Source organism: uncultured Dysgonomonas sp. (genome assembly GCF_900079725.1).
GTDB lineage: Bacteria > Bacteroidota > Bacteroidia > Bacteroidales > Dysgonomonadaceae > Dysgonomonas.
The window spans coordinates 3968115-3990296 of the sequence record NZ_LT599032.1 but is presented as its reverse complement, the minus strand read 5'-3'; the positions used below and the strand labels follow the sequence as shown (position 1 = coordinate 3990296).

At 39.9% G+C, this 22182-nt stretch carries 13 protein-coding genes; 2 read left to right on the top strand and 11 right to left on the bottom strand.

All coding sequences use genetic code 11. The features are described 5' to 3' along the window. Nucleotide 1: 1 nt before the first annotated feature. The 11 genes from QZL88_RS16375 to QZL88_RS16325 all read right to left on the bottom strand — a co-directional run bounded on the left by QZL88_RS16375 (nt 2) and on the right by QZL88_RS16325 (nt 16937). Complete coding sequence (locus QZL88_RS16375; RefSeq protein ID WP_296942858.1) at nt 2-1012, bottom strand: GRP family sugar transporter; 1011 nt, start codon at nt 1010-1012, stop codon at nt 2-4. Between the two features lie 6 nt (nt 1013-1018). After that, a complete protein-coding gene (gene rbsK / locus QZL88_RS16370) occupies nt 1019-1939 on the bottom strand; it encodes a ribokinase (protein WP_296942856.1) in 921 nt (306 codons plus the stop codon). 51 nt (nt 1940-1990) lie between these two features. Further along, nucleotides 1991-3625, bottom strand: a complete 1635-nt coding sequence (locus QZL88_RS16365) for a glycoside hydrolase (RefSeq protein WP_296942853.1) — start codon at nt 3623-3625, stop codon at nt 1991-1993. A 95-nt stretch (nt 3626-3720) separates the two neighbouring features. Beyond that, a complete protein-coding gene (locus tag QZL88_RS16360; protein WP_296942851.1) occupies nt 3721-5028 on the bottom strand; it encodes a Gfo/Idh/MocA family oxidoreductase in 1308 nt (435 codons plus the stop codon). Between the two features lie 17 nt (nt 5029-5045). After that, complete coding sequence (locus QZL88_RS16355; RefSeq protein WP_296945115.1) at nt 5046-5714, bottom strand: DUF1080 domain-containing protein; 669 nt, start codon at nt 5712-5714, stop codon at nt 5046-5048. 75 nt (nt 5715-5789) lie between these two features. Next, complete coding sequence (locus QZL88_RS16350) at nt 5790-6899, bottom strand: SusF/SusE family outer membrane protein (RefSeq protein WP_296942849.1); 1110 nt, start codon at nt 6897-6899, stop codon at nt 5790-5792. Between the two features lie 24 nt (nt 6900-6923). Further along, complete coding sequence (locus QZL88_RS16345; RefSeq protein WP_296942847.1) at nt 6924-8483, bottom strand: SusE domain-containing protein; 1560 nt, start codon at nt 8481-8483, stop codon at nt 6924-6926. A 6-nt stretch (nt 8484-8489) separates the two neighbouring features. Then, nucleotides 8490-9623: a SusF/SusE family outer membrane protein gene (locus tag QZL88_RS16340; protein WP_296942845.1), complete on the bottom strand. Its 1134-nt coding sequence runs from the start codon at nt 9621-9623 to the stop codon at nt 8490-8492. A 25-nt stretch (nt 9624-9648) separates the two neighbouring features. Beyond that, nucleotides 9649-11568 (bottom strand): RagB/SusD family nutrient uptake outer membrane protein, encoded by a 1920-nt coding sequence (locus tag QZL88_RS16335; RefSeq protein WP_296942843.1) that lies wholly within the window; start codon nt 11566-11568, stop codon nt 9649-9651. 11 nt (nt 11569-11579) lie between these two features. Beyond that, nucleotides 11580-14786, bottom strand: a complete 3207-nt coding sequence (locus QZL88_RS16330; RefSeq protein ID WP_296942841.1) for a TonB-dependent receptor — start codon at nt 14784-14786, stop codon at nt 11580-11582. Nucleotides 14787-15458: 672 nt separating this feature from the next. After that, a complete protein-coding gene (locus tag QZL88_RS16325) occupies nt 15459-16937 on the bottom strand; it encodes a hypothetical protein (RefSeq protein ID WP_296942840.1) in 1479 nt (492 codons plus the stop codon). A gap of 422 nt (nt 16938-17359) precedes the next feature. Here QZL88_RS16325 and QZL88_RS16320 point away from each other — a divergent pair, with 422 nt between their 5' ends. After that, entirely contained in the window at nt 17360-18979 is a 1620-nt protein-coding gene (locus tag QZL88_RS16320; RefSeq protein ID WP_296942839.1) for a DUF6377 domain-containing protein, read from the top strand. Between the two features lie 259 nt (nt 18980-19238). Then, a complete protein-coding gene (locus QZL88_RS16315) occupies nt 19239-22178 on the top strand; it encodes a TonB-dependent receptor (protein WP_296942838.1) in 2940 nt (979 codons plus the stop codon). The last annotated feature ends 4 nt before the right edge of the window (nt 22179-22182 follow it).

Below are 22182 nucleotides of genomic sequence, written 5' to 3'. Positions count from 1 at the left end.
ATTACGAACGTCCGGCTAGGATAATCAATCCCAAACCACAGATAAAGAGAATAAACATCAGGGTCAATAGTGTATTTACAGTTTTGGACGTACCTTTAAACTCTTTCCATATAAATATACCCCATATTGCCGCAATCATAGGCGCACCCTGTCCCAGAGCATACGAAATCGCAGCCCCGGCTTTTCCTGCTGCAATGTAACTGAACAATGTACCTAAAGCCCAAATACAGCCACCCAGAATACCAACCATATGCGTACCGAATGAACCGGAAAAATACTCTTTATAAGTAACGGGAGAACCTACAAACGGCTTCTTCATCACAATCGTATTAAATACAAAATTGCTAAGAAGTACACCTAGTGCAAATATAAAGAAGGCTGTATAAGGAGTTATCATACCAGCGGTAGGTTGGTCAAAGTTATCCAAATCCATTGCCGCTGCCACAAAGCGATAAAAGAACGACATCAGGATTCCGGCCAGTGCAGCTAACAGGATTCCTTTCCTGGCATCCTTATCGGTTTTCTTACCTGCTGTTTTCTTGCTGGCTGCTATTCCGTTAAGGATAATAGCAATAACGATAAGAAATACCCCTAAGAACAGTGTTACAGGATCGCCTTTAGGTGTGCTGAAGTAATTGATAAACACCCCCAGAACTAAAGCCAAACCCACACCCAGAGGGAAAGCAACAGACAATCCTGCAATGGAAGTAGACGCAGCTAACAGGATGTTAGATGCGTTGAAAATAACACCACCGATCAATGCACTTACCAGAAATGATGTGTCAGCCTGGTTTAGGTCGTCTATAAAACTTCGTCCCGAGTCGCCGAAGCTGCCCAAAGTAAATGCCATGACAACCGCAAATATCAGCATACCGATGGCATAATCCCAATAAAACAATTCGTACCGCCATGTCTTTCCTGCCAGCTTCTGGGTATTACCCCACGAACCCCAGCAGAGCATGGTAACAAAGCAGAACAATACTGCTAGAGAATAACTATCTACGATAAACATATCACTTTAATTTTTAGATTTGAATTCCACTTCTTTTCTGAAAGGTATGGACGATTGTGCGCCCATCTTTGTCACAGTTATAGCGGCGCATTCCGATGCGAACTTTACGGCATCTACAAGCTTGGCTCCTTCCGATATAGCTACCGTTATCGCACCACAGAAAGTATCGCCCGCAGCAGTCGTATCCACGGCATCAACTTTCTGAGCAGGTATTTCGTGAAAAGTATCGCCATCTTTAAGTAAGGCTCCCTGCGAGCCAAGTGTAATCACCACCTTATCCACTCCTTTAGCACTTATTATCTGAGCAGCTTTGCGGGCACTGTCCCAATCCGCGACTTTGATACCCGATAGTATCTCCGCCTCCGACTTGTTAGGAATAAGCATATACAGATTCTTGAGTAAAGAATTAGACAAAGACTGCGCCGGAGCAGGATTCAGAATAACCCGAATACCTTTGGCAGAAGCTATTTCTGCTACATATTCTACAGTTTCTATTGGTATTTCCAGTTGCATCAATAAGATATCGGCTGAACCTATAGCCGACTCTGCATTGTTTATATCCTCGGAACACAAAGTCATATTTGCTCCCGAAGCCACAACTATGCAATTCTCACCATTTCTGTCTACTGATATAAGAGCTACGCCGGACGGAAAGTTGGGATCTGAAAGAATGTAACTGGTATCGAGTCCTTCCTCCTCGTATTGCTTCACCGATTGGCGTCCGAAGAGATCGTTACCCGTCTTTGCTATAAAAGTCACATTTCCTCCCAGACGTGCTGCGGCAATAGCCTGATTTGCTCCTTTTCCGCCGGGGTTCATAAAGAAGGTGCCACCCAATATGGTTTCTCCGGGAACAGGCAAGCGATCCGATTTCACGACCATATCTGTGTTACAACTTCCTAACACTACTATTTTTTTTGAGTCCATCTACATTATATTAAAAGATTACCGAATATTGTTTTTGTTTTTTGACCTATCTTACTTCTGAAATATCTCTGGATATTTTCGTATAAAATAGACCGGGGTACAGCTCCACGCATGGCAATAGCTATTCATTGGATAGAAATTGTAGGGTGACCTGAATTCATCTTGAGGATCATATACCTCCCAGAATGTATCTGCACCTTTTTTCAACATACCTCCCCAATAATTTTCAACTACCTTGCGTGCTTCATCAGGCAGGTCACTGTCTATCAATGCCTGGACATAATAATGATACATATATGGCCCACCCGGATAACAAACATTTTCTGTTACAGGCAAAGCATTTAGTGCGCGTTGAGCCTGTGCTTTTGTTGGCACGCCGCCCAATACCATCCATACCTGCGAAGCATAAGATATCTGATCGTTTAGCAAACCTGTATAAAACCCGCTCTTCGGATTATAATAATTCTTTTGGGCAGCTTTTGTCATTTTCTTTATCAATGCAGGAAGTTCAGCCACTTCGCTTTCCCGGTTCAACTGCTTAGCAAGCTCATAAGTCTCACGAAGGGCAAAAATGGAAATCCCCTGTAAAGAAACCTCTCTGTGAAAATTATCTTTCCAGTCGAAGAAAATCCACCATTCCCGGTTTGCCCGCTTAAAGTCCATCAAGCCATTGTCCTGTAAATAGTTTTTCACAATGTCAACCTGCTTTTTGGCTACAGGCCACAGATCATCCACAGTTTCCCGATCATTCGTCGCTTTCAGATAATCTTTAAGCGAGACTGTAAAAAGGAACGAATAATCCAACAATTTTTGTCCCGACTGTGGATGTGGTTCCGGCACTTCAAATACTGTCCCGTGTAACCAACCCTCAGGCTGGCTCAAAGCTGCAAGCAGATACAGGCATCGTTTAGTAAGATTATTTTGCCTGAACGATTCATAGTTGGCCAATGCCTCAAGGTACAAATCGCCAAGCCACAATCGCTGATCTCTTTTCGGACCATCCTCATATACAGTCTGCATACATTCTTTGAGTGTATGCAACCCTACTCTGTCTATATCTTTGAATATCTGAGGGGTAGTATTCAGCAACGGTTCGGGTGTAGAAGAGGCAGAAGTTACAGCTTTACAACTCATACCTGAGATATTGAAATCGTAAGACGAGTTGGCTAGTAATTCTATCTTCACATAACGGAACGATACCCTGCGCGGAATGGTAACAACAGCCGGAAAAGTCATCACTGTCATAACCTCATCCTGTAGCCATGCCCGGCTGAGACTTCCTGCAGGAAATGGGTCGAAAGGAGTTACCACCTCCGACGGAACTTCTCCGAATGTCAGTTTAAATCGTAAAGGAGCATCGGGCGTATTGGCCAGTATACCAACCGAGAAACTGAACGAACCGGTAATATGTTCTCCGAAGTCTACAATCACCTTCGATTTAAAAGATTCTTTATACAAGTCTTCTATAGCCCCGATCCTCATTGCTTTCCATCCCTGAAAAGCGTCCGGATCTTTCACCATTTCTACTTGTTGCAGGGGTTTCTTTTCCGTTACAATCAATACCGGCTTATTCGCTTCGGCTTTTTCCAGCCATGATTTTCTTTTAGCGCCATAAATATCCTGACCATACGAAAATGTATGAGAGAATATTAACAGTAGTAAGAATATTGATGTTCTATTTATCATTATTTCATTTTCATTAAATATGAATAATAAACAAAAGGATGCACCGAAGGTGTACTACTTAGAAAAATGATCGATGCATCCTCTTCTAAAAAATACTATAGTTCAGGAAATACCCAAGGGCTGCGATAATCCGGTTTCAGATACTTGTCCGCATCCGGATTATTAAATGTCCTGCTATAATCGTCATAGATAAGCCTTGCACCTCCCATACGTGCCGAGATATTACCCAATTGAGCATATTTAGCACACAGGCTTCCATTCTCTATAGTACATGCTGTCTGCATATTTCGGGTCTTCATGCATTCCAGGAAGTTGGTTATATGATCTTTATGATCCCGATAATCGGCTTTCATGCTGGTCTTACCAATCTTATTCCCTTCGGGAAATACCTCCCAGTCGTCACGATTGGCTACTAAAGTGCCATTTGTACCCTTAAACAATACTCCATAGTTTTTTCCATATGGGCCACTTTCTACGCCAGCACTGTTAGACCACGTCATGATGAAGTCTTTGAAGCCATACGTAACCTCCATAGAATCGAACGTCTGATGTGCTCCTTCCGGAAAATAGAATTTACCACCCGATGCAATCGTATATTCAGGCATCGTTTTCACATCCATACCCCATAATCCCATATCCAGCAAGTGCACCCCCCAGTCAGTCATCAGGCCGCCACCGTAATTCCAGAACATACGCCACGTCCCATGAAAACGTTGCTGATTGAAAGGTAACAGAGGCATCGGTCCCAACCATCTTTCGAAATCAACACCCTCAGGTATTGCACTATCGGTCACAGGAGAGGGAAGAGCTGCATAATTAAAGTTGCCCCATACTTTTACCTGTCCTATTTTCCCCAAACGCCCTGCACGTATATATTCTATCATTTGCTGCCAATGCTTGCTGCTACGCTGCTGCTGCCCCACCTGCACTACCGTATTGTATTTCTTTGCCGCCTTGACCATTGCATCACACTCGGCGATACTATTGGCTATCGGTTTTTCTACATATACGTCTTTTCCCGCAGCACATGCATCTACAAATTGCAAACAGTGCCAATGATCGGGTGTACCGATAATAACGGCGTGTATATCCTTACGCCCGAGCACTTTTCTATAGTCGCTATATAGTTCGGCTTTCTGCCCGAAACTACTTTCCAGCTGAGAGGAACAGGTCGCCAATATGTTTTGATCTACATCACACAGAGCTAAGCACCGCACATTTTTATGCAACAAGAAGTCCGACAAATTGGCCCACCCCATATTCTTGCAGCCTATAAGAGCTACATTTACCGTATCATTTGCTGAACTATTAAAGAGTGAATTACTCCGTCCCAAGGATGGCATCATTGCACCTGCAGCCAATATAGAACCTGTTTTGAGAAACGATCGTCTTGAAATACTCATAATGTCAACATATTTGGTTATAAATCCCTGATCCAGATATTGCGGAATGCTACTTCAGTTCCATGATCCTGCAACATCAGAGGCAGACGGCCATGAGCATTATAATCAGGGAATCCGATATATGGTGTATTTCCTTTCAGTATATAGTTATTCTGCACCATTATGCCATTCAGTACAACAGTAATCATAGCAGGCGACTCTAATTTCCCGCCTGTCCCGAACTTCGGTGCTTTCCAATAGATATCATACACCTGCCATTCTCCATTTTTGGTATAGGCATTGGCTAACGGAGCCTGCTGCTTGTAGATACTGCCAGTCATGCCGTTAACATAGGTCTCATTATTGTCGATATCGAGAACCTGCACTTCGTAGCGTGTCTGGATAATAATACCGCTATTCCCCCTATCTTGTCCATTATAATGCTGCGGAGCAGGAGACTTGAACTCCACATGCAGCTGGCAGTCGCCAAAATATTTCTTTGTTGTTATAGAGCCGGTACCGGGAGCAACGATCATTTCCCCATTCTGAACTTTCCATTTAGCAGCTCCACCTTTTTCGGCCTGCCACATTGAAAGATCCGTGCCATCGAAGAGAATAACGGCATCGGAAGGCGGCTGATTCTTATCTGCTCCCGGAATTACTTTCGGAGGTTGCGGAGTATACCATTCTGTTTGTTCAGGACTCATTTGAGCTAGCAAATTAATACTGAACAGAGTTCCTATAACTAATAGTGCTAAATTTCTCATAATACTTTTATTTAATTATTTCTTTTCAAATTTGATAGACATCGCCTTGGTATCGAGAGTAACTTTATAATCTCCGCCTTCCCTTATCCAAAATTTATTATCAGGGTTTCCTCCTGCAACCAACTGTATTCTTGTTTCTTCAATACCTGCTCCGCCTACTATAGGCATCAGATAGTCACAATCCCAATTTGCAGTCCCGGTTTCTAACGGGAATTTCAACTCCCCGGCATTCAGATGCCCCTCGTAAGTATAAATACCTGTCTTAGCTTTAACCATGGGTGTCGGGCTGGAAATGTTCCATTCGGCAGGACTCGCGCTTCCTATCATATACACTCCATCGTAAGGAAAATCGTCCCTTTCGAATTTTACCGACATTTTCTTTGTGTCTACTGTTATCCTATAACCTCCGCTTTCGGTCAAAATCCACTTATTGTCAATCTTACCCTGAGACACATACATTAAATCTTTTTTCTTCATACCAGCTCCGTTTTCTGTTGGCATCAGATAATCGCAATCCCAGTTTCCCTTAGCCAGTGGCAGTTTTAATTCGCCGGCATTCAATTGTCCCGCAAAAACAAACTCATACGGATTGGCGGGATTCTTCCTCATCGCCATAGGTTTGGAAATATCCCATGCAGCAGCTGTAGCATCGCCTATCATGTAAATATTGTCGCAAATAAGATCGCCTCTCTCAAATTTGATCTCCATCTTATCTGTATTCAAGGTTACACTATAGATACCTGCTTTCGAAATGACCCACTTATTGTCGGGATTCCCCTTCGAAACGAACATTACATGTTTACTATTGATTCCGGCTCCATTCTGAACAGGCATCAGATAATTACAATCCCAATTACCTGTACCACTTTCGAGGGGTAGCTTCAGTTCACCGGCATTCAGAAAACCTGAATAAGTAAAGACATGCGGATCACTGCTGCTTTTCCTCATTGGATAAGGGTTTGTTATATCCCAACCGGCAGGGGAAGCGTCGCCCACCATATATACATTTTCGAATACTTCTTTTATCTCTTTTACACCGTCAACATGATTGTTTTTTCCATCAATGCTAATGAAGAATCCAATAAATGCCACACACATAATAACCAGTCGCTTAATTGTTCCCATATTCAGTTATATTTGGTTTAATAATTATTTCTTTTCAAACTTCACCTTCATATTATTCATATCTACCGTCACTTTGTAAGCTCCGGCGGATGTTATCTCCCACTTTTTATCAAGATTGTTATTATTCATGGCATCTGCTCCGTTTACAATCGTAGCGTCTTGCCAGTCACCGGTTATAGGCACCAAAGTCTTATCCGGATCGGCAGGATCATAGGCCATCAGAAAATCGCATAACCAATTGCCTCTCTCGGATGGCATTTTCAATTCTCCTGTATTCAATTGTCCTTCATATATAAAAATATTCGGGCTTTGGCGTTGCCAGACTACTTCGTCTGCATCATCGATATTCCATCCGGCTGGTGCGGCATTACCCAATAAATAAAGGTTTTCTAACGGAACGAACTTATAGGCTATACTCATCTCTACCAGATTGATCGCAATAGCATAATTTCCATTTTTTGTAACAGAGAATAGAGCATCAGCTTCGGTGTTTTCCCTCCTTGGTGATAAAGAAGCCTCTCCTTCACCTTTGTTGAGTGATGGCAACATACTTTCGTTCGAATAAAGGAATTTAAACCCTCCGTTTGTAGATAGCGTCCCCCTCCAATAGAAACCTTTTCCATCTTCTGATTTATCGAGTACTAATACATTGGAAAGATTATTTCCGGCAGAAGTGGCTTCTCCTGTTAAATAGAGGTTTTCGGGAAGCAGATAATTATTCTGTACGTTGAATCTGATTACTGTTTCTATAGGGTTTTCTATTAACTCGTTATTCGTAGCTATTATTTTAGCCTCAAGTTCAACCAAATCACCTAAATTCTTCCCCCAATGCATTCCAATAAGGTCGCTTAATTGGCGATGTGTATAACTCTTTTGAGCGACTTGTCCCAGATCTTCGACCGGAATGGCTGCCGCAAACTCATTTCCGGCAATATCCATCGTAAAGCTATAACTGAACACTGAAACCTCTTCGTCTTTATTATTCACAGCCTTCCATGAAAAATCAATGGCTGTTTCCAAATCTTTCATTATTGATAAAGAAACGAGTGCATCTTCTTCTGGCTTTTCAACAACTATTTCAAAAACTTCGGTTTCGAAATCCGAGACCTTGAATTTAACCGTCGCCCAAACTGTCCTAGTTTTTGCACCTGTAACTGTATTGGTTGCCTTCAAACGTGCCTCCAATTCGACGACAGAGCCGGTTGTTTTTCCCCAATGACTCACTATCAGGTCGCTCAGTTCCTTGTGTGTAAAGCTTTTCGATAAGTTACTCTCCAGATTTACAACATCTATAGCCGTTTCGAAATTGTTTCCGGCTATATCCATATCGAAATCATAATGGAAAGTAGTAGCATCAGCGCCCTTGTCATTTGCCATTTTCCAAGCAAATGTAACGGCGGTTTCATTCGCTTTCTCTTTATCCAGTATTACCTCTGCATTCGCCTGAGGAGAAGTAAGAGTGAGGGAAAATGTTCCCTCTATCTCAGGAGCGACTCTGTATTTATCGTCGTCGGAGCAGGAGAAAAGCAGACCTGCAACCGTTATACAAAGGAATCCATATACAAGTTTATATATATTTCTCATCTCTTATTACTGTTTTTCGAATTTGATTTTCATAGTTTCCGTATCCAGTGTAACAATATAATTACCAGCCTGATCGGCAGCAACAATCCATTTATTATCCGGATTTCCCTGCGGTATAAACTTAACATTCTGCCATTCTCCTGTGATAGATTCGTTGCCGGTAGGTGGCATCAGATAGTCGCAATTCCAGTTGCCTGTACCATTTTCGAGAGGGAGCTTCATTTCTCCGGCATACAACCAGCCTTTATATGTAAAAACAGTCGGATTTGCCGGATTCCAATCCATTGTAGTCGATGTTCCTATATTCCATCCTGCCGGTGTAGCATTTCCAACCATATATACATTCTCGTATGGCATATATTTGTAGATAAATATCATTGTCTTGCGATTGAACGACATGGCATAAAGTCCGTCTGCCTCTACCGAAAACAGATTATCCGGCTGGCTTTCGTCTGACCGCTCTACAATAGAATTATCATCATCCCCTTTATTAAAGGAAGGCAACATACTTTCCTGAGAAGAAATAAGTTTGAAAGCTCCTGCTTTCAGATTTCCCTTCCAGTTGTATGTACGGCCATTTATTACCTCATTTATTAATATTCCTTTCGACGGATCCATTCCTGCTTCGGTAGCAGAGCCTACCAGATACAAGGGCTTGGAAGGAGTAACATAGGTTTTTACACTAAAGGGAACCACAGCTACTTCAGGTTTCATATATACCGAAGAGTTGTTTACATCTGCAATTATCTTGGCTTCCATATCCACCGTTTCTCCGGCTTTTATTTTCCAGTAATCGAGCAAAAGGTCATTAAATTCTTCGTGAGTATAACTCTTCGAAAAAACACCTTCCGCCATCTTCTCTTTAGGTATGGATGACTGAAAATTATTATCAGCTATATCCATCTTAAACATGTAGGTAAGATAAGTTCCTTCTCCCCGATTATTACCTTCGTTCCAAGTGAAGGTGACCGCAACATCATTCGCTTTTTCGTCCAGTAACATGATTTCACTTCCCGAAGATTCTACGACCAGAGTATTCCCCCCGGAAAGGTCTCCGTTATCATCATCGTCGCATGCGATGAAACAACCGGATAACGCCACTAAAACAATTACTTTTATTATTTGATATATGACTTTCATATGTTCCTTCTTTTAATTTCGTTATTTACCATCCTGGCAGTTGTCTCAAATTGGAATTTTTGTCTGTATCGGTTTGAGGAATTGGCATCCAATAACCTTTAAACATACGCTTTTGATAGACTTTCCGTACAAAGAATGCATCCGGATTATTATCATCGTCGCTTTTCTCAGTTCCATAGAAATTCATTCCCCAGAAGTTATTGTTCAATATACCTGCTGCTATCTTCCAGCGGCGGATATCATCGAAACGAAGTGCCGCTTCACAGTTCAGTTCTACTCTTCGTTCGATGCGTATAGCTTCCCGCAACTGGTCCTGATTGGCCGGAGGCGTAATCTCACCCTGTTGGGTTCCATATTTCGGAATTCCGGCTCTCTCCCTTATCAGATTAAGATAACCTATGGCTTCTTCCGAATAGCTTACTTCGTTGAGAGCTTCCGCCAGACTCAGATAAACTTCTGCCAAGCGAACCAGAATAGCCGGACGATAAGGACTTATATTATTACGTGGATCGCAATCGGGATGTACTTTCTTCCGGGCTAAATAACCGTTGCTCGGTGAGTCGTGTGTAGGCCCCCCGTCCGGCGAGTCGAGATAGAATTTAGTTTCCCTGGCCTCTCTCCTATACCAGCATCCATTGTAAAGGACAGATATATAAAAGCGCGGCTCGCGATTACAATACATATTGAAAGTACCAGCTAAAGTAACGGGATTATAGTCTTCCGATGCTTGTCCCTCTGTTGTGCTATTCCTGGACTCGATCCATTTTGTTTTTCTGAATTCGGTTTTTGAGGAAAAACCTTTTTCGATATATCCCGATGCCGAGTTTATAATAGGTGATCCATTGGCATTATGCCCTGTTATAGGCCTTAAACCATTCGACATAAAGAAATCGTCGACGAGCAACTGAGTTACCCCTACTGCGCCGGAACCTCCGGTTCCACGAGGTTGTGTCACATATTCGTACAATGAATGTGCATTCTCGGGACGGGCAAACAGAATCTCTTTATTCCCATCATTGAATTTCTTGAAAAATACATTCTGATAAGACATAAACGGATCGATACTACCGTCGTTCAGATATTCGTAATATAACTTATGGCCATTATCCAGAGCAAGGTTTAGCAAGGTTCTGTAAGCTTCTACCGCCCTCTCCCATTTCGATAACTGAGGTACAGAATTGAATACTTTCTCTCCCTTATTGTTTGTATAATTAAGATAGGCCGGGTCTTGATTTCCGTTGACAAGCGGACTTGCAGCAAGCAGAAGTACTCTGGCTCTGATGGCATGACACATAATGGATGTAGCACGCCCATACTTTTGTGTTTCTTCATACATAGGAGGTAATTCTTTTGCCGCATCAATGAGTTGTTGATCTATCCAGTCCACTACTTCATCATACGGTCTTTGCCCTATCATTATTTCATCTTCGGAACCATAAATATCCGTTATCTTATCCAAAATAGGAATAGAACCATAATACCTGAGTAAAAGATAATGATAATAAGCTATCAGAAATTTAGCTTCTGCCTTCATATAATTTACTTCTTTCAGGCTGAAAAGCTGTGCCGGATTCGGCTTCGCATTTTGGATAAAGATATGGGCAGCACGGATTTTCTGAGGTAAGATATTCCAATAATTCGGAGTCCAGTTACTAGCCGGATTCCAGTTGCCCGTCTGGTAGGAAATAATAGTTATGCCAAACTGTTCCCAGCCGGGATTGACAACAAAATCGTCTCCCATAGCCTCTACCCGGTCATAAAGAGTATAAGGATCTTCTACCTGGTTGTAGACATTGGCCAGCCATTCTTCAGTCCTGGTCTTATCACCAAAGACCATTTCCAAAGTCAGTTCATCGTCAGGATCCTTGTCGAGATAATCGGAACACGAACCAAAGTATATAAGTCCAAGGCTTAATAATATATATTTTAATATTCTTGTATTCATAATATTCTTGTTTAGAAGTTGATTTCAAATCCGAATGAGAATGTCTTCATCATAGGATATTTAGCACCTGTCGAAGTATCTATCTCCGGGTCCCATAACTTAAATCCTGAGAAAGTAAGCAAATTGTTTCCCCTTACAAAAAAGCGTGCATTATTGAGATATACACTATTTGCAATATGGCGGGGCAAAGTATATCCCAATTCTATATTCCTCATTCTCAGCATACTCATATTTCTCAACCACCATGTAGACTCCTGGCTATTATTGGCATTAAAGCCCATTTGCAGTCTTGGGTAAAAAGCGTCCTGCCTCGGATTTTCAGGCGTCCATCGACTATCTACATTATCGAAGATATTGCCAAGAGCGCCATTACCAGAACCCGGAATAAAATAGCTGCTGCCTGAACCTATAATACGATACGTTCTACCATTACCCTGAAAAAGGAAACCGAAATCGAGACTTTTATACTTGATATTCAGACCGAATCCATATACTATTTCCGGATCGAATGTCCCGCCTATGGCCGTATTATCATTTGTATCTATTACGCCATCATTGTTTACGTCTTTATATTTTATATCACCGGGACGAATCGAACTGGCAAAATTCTGACGGGGTATCCCGTCCTTCAGTACGCCATTCTCCACATCGGAGAAATCATCATCTATAAATAATCTTTCTGCTATCAATCCATAAATCTGTCCTACAGGACGGCCTGTCTGAGAACGATTAGTACCAATAACGGTAAATGGCTCATCGATCTCTACAACTTCATTCTTTGCATACGTAAATGTTCCCAATAAGGATACGAAAAGGTCTTTCGTTATGCTCTTGTTTACGTTTAAGGTTATATCAACACCCCTGTTATCCACCTTTCCATAGTTATCCCACGGCTGAACGGGAATGCCGACAGTTGAAGGCAATGAGCGACGCATCATAAAAATGTCTTTACGCTTTTCTTTAAATACATCAACCTGAAAATCGACAACATTATTCCACAGGCCTACTTCCAAGCCGAGATTTGTTTTTGTTACGGTTTCCCATGTCATCGCCGAAACACCGATTTCACCTTCCTGTCTCCCATCACGGGATACTTCTTTATTCGAGCCCCACGAATAGGCTTTTTCGTACCATCCTATAGTGCTCAAATATGCAAAGCGGCGTCCGTCAAGCCTATCGTTCCCGGCTTTACCTATCGATGCCCTCAATTTTAATTTAGTCATGGTCTTATTTATAGATGACATAAATGCCTCTTCTGAAATAATCCAGCCTAATGCCATTGAAGGAAAAAATCCATAGCGTTTACCCTTAGCAAAATTTTCGGAACCATTGTATCCAAAATTGAACTCCCCTACATATCTCGAATTATAGATATAAGACAAGCGACCAGCAATTCCCTGATTACGGAAAGGTAGTTTATCTCCATTGTCATAGTTGCGCTGATTGTACATAAACATGGCATCCACCGCATGTTTTTTGAATGTCTGGGAATATGAAATATTACCTTCCAGGTAATTACTCTTATCGCCCCATTCCGAATCCTGAGAGTATTGTAGAAAGTCCTGGCCTTCGCCCGATAAGAGTGTTAGTGTAAGATTTCCATCATCATCGCGTCCCGATGCCGGATTATGATAATACGGTGTTTTATTACGTTTGACGGATGTTGTATTATATTTATCGAATGAGAAAATTCCTTTGATTCTGAGTCCCGGCAATATCATTTTCAAATCCTGATCGATAGAAAACAGGGATTCTATCTTACTTTGGCTTCCCCGCTCGTATCCCTGCTGGGTTGCAAGCGCCCAAGGATTGGTACGCTCCATGATGCGGGGTATTTCTCCTGTCGAATATCTTGTAGGATGAACAAACGGTGGATTGACAAAGGCTTCTGAAAATATCTTATCTATACTCTCGGGCGGATAGTTACGATCTTGCATATACCCACCAATATTAAATCTCAGAAGGGTTGTAGGAGTCAGATCCATGTCTACATTGGAACGGACATTGTACCGTTGGAGCTTAATTGAAGAATCCCACTCATTCGATTTATCCCTCTCCAATATCCCATTCTCATTATAGAATGCAGCAACAAATGAATAACGCAACTTTTCACTACCACCGGATACATCAATTGTAGTTCTGAAATTAGAAGCGTGATCTTTGGTGATCGCATCCATCCAGTCCACATCAGGGTATAGTTCCGGGTCCCATCCCGTCCTTGTTTTATGTATTCGATCCGTATTTACAGCTTTACCTCCGTTTTCTATCCGTATATCATCCATCAATTGCAGGTAATCAGCGGCACCTAAATATTCCGGTAACTTCACGGGCTGAGTCATTGCATATTCACTTCTCACCATAACAGTAGGCTTACCTATTTTTCCGCGTTTTGTATTAATGAGTATTACACCGTTAGCACCACGCACACCATAAACGGCACTGGCGGCGGCATCTTTCAGTACAGAAAAGGATTCGATCTCCTGCGGTTCGATATTATTCAACGAACGCTCTATCCCATCGACTAATACTAACGGCGATCGGTTTCCGGCAAAGGTACTGATTCCCCGAATCCAAAAACTGGAATTGTCATACCCCGGCTCTCCTGATCGCTGCACACCGATTATACCCGATATCTGTCCTGTCAGTGCATTACTAACCGAACGCGAGGAACTCACACGGAGTTTTTCGGGCTGAACGGTGGAAATAGAGCCTACTATCGACTCTTTTTTCTGAGTACCAAAACCTACGACTACCACTTCCTTCAGTGAATTGGTATCTTCCATTAAGGTTATGTTTATTATAAGATCTCCGTTTACTTTAATCTCTTGCTTTACAAATCCTACATACGAAAATGTGAGAGTTGCACCTTGAGGAACATCGATCACGTACATTCCATCAAAATTAGTAACCACACCTATTGTAGTTCCTTTCACTGCAACTGTTACACCGATCAATGGTTCACCTTTTTCATCTATTACGGTTCCTGAGATTCTCTTTTTAGTAGTTTTTTGTTGGCTATCCGATATTTCATTGTCAGCGGTATTTTCTGCTGCCCGATTCGTTTTGTCCGGAGCCCACTCACTTTTTCCCTTTCCGGTAAAAGTATCATTTGCACTACAGATACTGACTACCAATAATAAAAGGGTTATCAGTTTCAGTACTCTATAAGTCTTCTTTATTTGTGTGTTTTTCTTTCTAAAACATGTTGTTTTCATCATACAGTTGTAAAAGATTTAAATGATTACACTCGTAGTTGTTCTACATTTTTTTGGATTAAGTAGTACTTGATCAGAATCAGATTTATTCATAGGCGTTTTTTATGGTGTTAAATTAAAATATCTTCTATTTTTCGGCATGTGAAAAGCCTTACTCCATTTTCCAGAAGCTATCATAATGCAGATACTGTAGCTAAAAGAGAGGCTTACAGCAACTGTCTAAAAATTCAGATATACCTATATCAAAACTTCTTTCTTGTGTGAAGATGAATCATTTAACAAAAGACTTTTGGGGCACTTAATATATTATACAAGGTTTATTTACATCCCAAATACAAGTAAAAAAAAGATTGATTGAATATAGGATAAAGTACAAATTGTAATTATCAATTACCGGGAAATAATTTTTTATTCATAATAAAAGATTTTAATGTTAGCTTACTAGAATTAAGTTCTCAAATTCAGGTTCAAAAACAATGATACTGTGAATGTATATATATCTTAACAGATAAAGAAACAATAAAACACTATAAAATAAAATTACAAAAATGACATATCTACAAGTAATAGATACAAATAAGGATTATAAACAACAAAAAATGATATAAAAATAAAATTCTAAATAAATTCAAGCATGATAAAACATCGAATATTTAACATATTAAAAACAATACTTTATCTGAGATGGACTAATATCCACTCTTTAAAATCGAACTTCGATAACAACATGGCGTCATCATCTACATATGCGATATTATCCAATTCGGCCTGAAACTTTTTATAAAGAGCTTCCTTTTTTGTCTTTGACAATGAGAATAAATCAGTATTAAGGAAACGGAATAAAACTTTCTCAATTTTCGATTTTCTATTTTTAATTCTATTTTGTCTCTTTATCGCACGAATAGAAGATGTAACAAATTCGAAATCATTCAATTCATAATATATAAGCAGATTGATCAATTGTATCAGTCGAAAAAGCCATACACTCTCGTAAGTATCGGCACTGATGATATGGGTTAATTGTTTCTTTGCAAGTGAATAATCTCTAGTCATCAGATAAATGATAGAAAGAATCAACGATATCTGCAAATCGCGCTGAGGATTAAGCAACCCTCTTTTACTGAAAAGGAAGTCCTTATACTCTTCTATTATCAACAAACTATTTGCATAATCTTTGGTATCTGTATAAGGCACTACACTATAGATAAAATCGATACTTTGCAGCTCTGCCTGAAAGTAGATGGAATAGCCTGTTAGTTGTTTTAGCTTGTCCAGAAAATAAGGCATCTTATCAAATTTACGAATACCTCTCAAACTCTCAAGAACCCCTTCTAATACAAACATATAATATGCCGGCGGATTATTCCACAGATGCCGGTTCTGTTCAAACATATTATTCAATTCAATAAAACAATTAAATGCCGATCTGTAATCTCCTGTACTTATCAGATAGTGTGCCTGAAATAATTGATGCAATTTATTTATTTCAAACACATCATGTTTCAGATTCGACACAAGGCTCATTTCACTCACTACCAAATCATTAAACAGCTGACGTGATGACAGATTATTTGATGTAGGCTTGTTTTCAAGATAAAACCTCAGCAGTTCGTATAGTGTCGACTGCTCATTTATCTGCCTTATTGTTTTCAATGTTTCATTTACCTTATGCTGTTTGTCTAATATTTCCTTTTCCGAGAGCCCGTCAAAACCCTCTTTGATAAAGAAACTGAGTTCCATTCGCTCCAATATGAGCAACAGATAATAGTTTTCTATGTCCTTAGCTTTACATATCAGTTTCTCCAACATAGCTCTATAATCGGAATAAAGATTTCTCTCGTATAATATATTTGCAGCCGAAATACTATTATAGAGACTGTACACAGCATCCTGGTTCTGCTTTATATCAACCAATATTTTCAATATAAAACTATACAGATAAGATGTTATTGCCGGGAAGAAAGCTTTTGGGTATTTTTCTTTCAGTAACTGTGCCAGCTTTGCAGTATCATTAATGTTGTCTTTATCTATAAATTTGAAGAGTGTAATATATTCTTTGGGAGCATTATTTAGATTGGATCGAACATAAACAGCCTTCTTTTCCGATTTGGACAAAGACTTTATTAACAATATCAATGAGTTTATTTTAGACATATGTTATTAGATTATCAGGTTATTCGGGGACGACGATTTGTACCACTAAATTACAAAAAGTTATACAGACTAAACATAGAATGTATTTATTTGCTATTTATTAACACCTTGTTCATCTTTTGAATAAACAGAGTAATATAGCAAACTGATAAAACAGGTATTTTTTTGCCATCATCTCTCTTTCAATTTAAATCATAACATAAAAACATATCACAATTTATTAAAGAATAGAACTCCATAAAAAATTATGAAAATATTTTACTGATGTAAAATGAATAAATACTATTTTTATGAGTTACTAAGATCTAAATAATTATTTGTATAAAATTACACTTTGCATTTACTCACACCGATTTTATCATTCCGGTAGATGAAGAGCCGGAATAGACGAATTTGCATTCAACGACTATAAATTATACAGCATGAGACATTTCTTTCTAATGTTATTATTCTTCTTTTCCATTTTATCTGTATCCGGAGCAAAAAGCCAGTTGGATTCTCTTCTCTATGAACTGGATCTGACCATAAAAAACCGGCCCCAATACAATATGATAAAGGAATTGAGAATAGACAGCCTTAAAGCAAAGCTGGCTCAGGCGTCCGACGCCGAAGAGTCTCATAAAATCTATCACCGCCTTTACAGAGAGTACAGGAACTACAATATGGATTCGGCTCTTTTTATGGCGACTAAGAAGTATGACATAGCCCAGAGCATCGGAAATATACAGTATCAGTATACGGCAAGTATGAATATCGCGGAGATTCTCGGCATTATGGGTATGTATAAAGAGGCTTTTAATATTGCAGATAAAATAAATAGAAATGGTCTGGATGAAGATCAGATGCCTTATTACTATCATTTTTACCATTCTACCTATTCTTTATTATTCGAAAATTCATTAGCACAAAATGAAAAAAGTCATTATGGACATTTAGTTAGCCAATACAAAGATTCCCTTCTGCAGGTAAACGATCCTAATTCGATAGGATACCTTCTGGTCGAAAATGGCAAACTGGTCGAATTAGGACGATACGATGAAGCCTTATCGCTAATGACAAAATGTTATAAAGAGAACAAAAACAATGAATCAATCGTGGGTTCTTTGGCCTATGGACTGTCCGACATCTATGAAAAATTAGGAAATACCGAACAGCAAAAAAAGTATTTGATTATTTCAGCGACTTCAGATCTTAGGAGGGCCGTAAAAAGCTATATTTCGTTGCGAAAACTTGCCGTAATCTTGTACAAGGAAGGTGATCTGGACAGGGCATACTCATACATTAAATGTTCGATGGAAGATGCCACTTTCAGTAAAGCCCGTTTCAGAACATTAGAAATATCGGAAACATTACCAATCATAGTAGCCGCATATGATAAGAAAGCAACACAGGAAAAAAGCAACTTAAAGAAGTATCTCGTCCTTATTTCCATATTATCGGTTGTCCTTATCATTTCTCTGGTATACATATATAAACAGCTAACAAGGCTATCCCAAGCCCGAAAGCGTATAAAAGATATGTATGAAGAGGTAAAGCAAATGAATACAGAACTTAACGGTCTCAACAAAAAACTTTCCGAATCTAACCTGGTCAAAGAAGAATATATTGGCTATGTTTTCAACCTGTGTTCCAGTTACATAGACAAAATGGAAACTTATCGTATCAATGTAAACAGAAAATTAAAAACAGGAAAAATAGATGACGCATTAAAGACTACCAGCTCAACATCTTTAGTATCAGACGAATTGAAAGAGTTTTTCAGTAATTTTGATATAATCTTCTTAAACCTCTATCCTAATTTTGTTGATGGATTCAATGCTCTATTGAAGGAGGACGAGCGCATTACCCCTAAAAGCGATGATATACTGACTCCCGAACTCAGGGTATTCGCTCTCATTAGACTAGGCATTAACGATAGTAGCAAAATTGCAAGCTTCCTTCATTATTCACCCCAAACCGTATATAACTACAAATTGAAAATACATAATAAATTGGCTGTATCAAAAGACGATTTTGCTAATTTAATTCAACAAATAGGCTAATACAATCTCCTTTATCCTCTATTTTTATCTACTTTTTTCCTTTCGCGAAATAGACCTAAAATACTGACACAAAACAAATTAAAACTCACAAAAATCTACTCTACACATCTCCCTACATATAAAATATGGATCGAAGGATAATAGCTTTGTTTTTGTAAACTCAGCTAAAAACAATACTATCGATACAGATACTTTAGTTGAGATGTTTAACTAAATCTATTATTAAAGAACCATGAAATGCAAATCTAAAAGAAAACCGATGAAAGAGATATTCATCTTTCTCCTGAGTATCCTGATTCATTCCAGTATTTATGCACAGACAACAAATAATATCCTTATAGAAGGTAAGGTGGTCGATGACCAGAGAGAAGCCGTTATCGGTGCAAGCATATTGGTAAAGGGCACCACAAACGGAACAGTTACAGATGTTGACGGTTATTTTAAGCTCAATGTGCCATCGAATGCAATCTTAACGGTCAGCTTCATTGGTTTCGAAGCCCAGGAAATTCCGGTCAATGGTCAAAAGAATTTTTCGATAACCCTTCTCGAGAATCAGGAAATGCTCAATGAAGTGGTCGTTATCGGCTATGGGCAAGTAAAGAAAGGGGATGTTACAGGTTCACTGACAACATTCAAACCGGACGAACTAAGCAAAGGAAAGGTATTAACGGCCAAAGATGCGTTAGTAGGTAAAATTGCAGGAGTTAGCGTTACACCGGGTTCCGGTGCACCGGGCGACGAAGGTACTATACGCATACGGATGGGAGCTTCGTTATCAGCCTCGAACGATCCGTTACTGGTTATAGATGGAGTACCTGTACGGAGTACATCTATCAGTTCTATCAATCCGGCCGACATAGAGTCGTTTACAGTACTCAAAGATGCCTCCGCAACTGCCATATATGGTTCCCGGGCATCAAATGGAGTGATTATTATTACCACAAAGAAAGGAAGCCAGACAAAAGGAAAAGTCAATCTGAATTATAGCGGAAGTTTCACTATCAGCCAGGTAGTAAAGTATCTGGATGTATTAGATGCCGACACTTACAGAAAAGCATTCAAGGAACATGCAAATAATGTACCTGATGGCTATATGCTTGGCGATGTCAGTACAGATTGGCAGAAAGAAGTATCCAGGACAGCCTTCGGTACAGACCATAATCTATCGGCTACAGGAGCCGTCGCTGATATCCCTTATCGTATATCGTTCGGTTATTATAATCAGAATGGGGTTATCAAAGAAAATAATTATGAACGGCTCAGTCTTGGGGTAGGATTTGCCCCGCAATTTTTCAACAAACACTTATCTCTCGACATTAACATTAAAGGCAGCATAGAAAATGAAAATCCTGTTTCCAGCGGAACAGTAGGAAGTGCTTCCTCATTTGACCCTACACGTCCTGTACATGCAAATTACCCGAACAATGTCGGACTGGGATACTTCATGTGGATGGACGCGAATGGCAATCCGATTACAAAAGCAGGCAGCAACCCTGTTGCGGATTTGATGCTGACCGATAAATTACAGAAAAACAAACGTTCGACAGGAAATCTGGCAGCAAACTATAAAATACATGGATTTGAAGATCTTACTCTACATGCAAACCTTGGTTATGATGTCCGTGTAGATGACTATGACGAGTCTATACCCAATAATGCCCCATCTATGTATGTTTCACATATGCAGGACGGGTCAGGAAAGTCATATACTTCAAAAAATGAAAACAGGAATTACCTGATAGACTTGTACGCAAATTACAAAAAAGACTTCCATACGGATCATAGCATCAGCGCAATGGGTGGTTATGGCTGGCAACGCTTCTGGTATAGAAATGCTGCTACAACCTATGATTCGAAGGGCGAAGTATATGGTGACCCTACTTCAGGTGAAGCCGAATTATATCTACTATCTTTTTATGGACGTCTTAACTATTCCTATGCTCAAAAGATACTTCTAACAGCTACTCTGCGTGCCGATGCTTCTTCCCGCTTTGCGAAAAATAACAGATGGGGATATTTCCCTTCTGCAGCACTGGCATACCGTTTGTCTGAAGAATCTTTCCTAAAAGATATCAAGGCTTTATCCGACCTTAAACTACGACTTAGTTACGGACAAACAGGGCAACAAGACATAGGTTCGTATTACCAGCACCTGGGCACCTATACTACGTCATACGATGCTTCCAGATATATGTTCGGCAATGAATGGATAACGCTTTACAGACCTAATGGCTACGATCCCCTTATCAAATGGGAAACGACCACGACATACAATCTGGGGATAGATTATGGTTTCCTTAATAACCGCATATCGGGTAGTATCGATATTTACACCCGCCGTACAAAGAATCTGTTGAATTTCATCGATGTTCCGGCCGGCAGTAACTATACAAACAAAATAGATACCAATATCGGAAACATGAAAAACAAAGGGATAGAACTTGCAGTATCGGCAATACCGGTCAAAACCCGTGATTGGGAATGGTCGATAGGAGGAAACTTTACATGGAATGCGTCGGAAATCACAAAACTGAATACAATAGACAGTGAAGATAATTCAATAAATGCAGGTAGCATTGGTGACAGGGACTATGTACAAAGACATAAAGTAGGAGAAACTCCTTATACTTATTTCTTACTGAAACAAGCATATGATGATAACGGCAACCCTCTGGACGGAAAATATGTGGCTCCGAACGGGGATATCGTAACAAGCGAATCAGACGTAAATAAATACATGACTGGTAAGAGCTCGCATATGCCATATTTCTACGGCCTATCAACCCGTATATCATACAAAAACTGGGATTTGGGAGCAAATGCACACGGAGGATTCGGACACTATGTCTTCAACTATCAGTCAGCAAGAGATTCATTCGACAAACTCTATAGTGCAGATGGCAATACATCCGGTAACATTATGAGCTCAACCCTGAAAACAGGATTTACACAATCACGTAAATTCTCAGATTATTTTCTGGAAAAAGGAGATTTCTTCAAGATAGACAATATCACACTGGGATATTCTTTCTCAAAACTATGGAATGATAAAACTTCTTTGCGACTGGCATTTAATGTACAGAATGTTGCTCTCTTTTCAGGCTATTCGGGCATCGACCCTGAGATATTTTCGGGTATAGACCGCAACTCATACCAGCGTCCGAGAATGTATTCTTTCAGTTTAAACCTAAACTTTTAATATA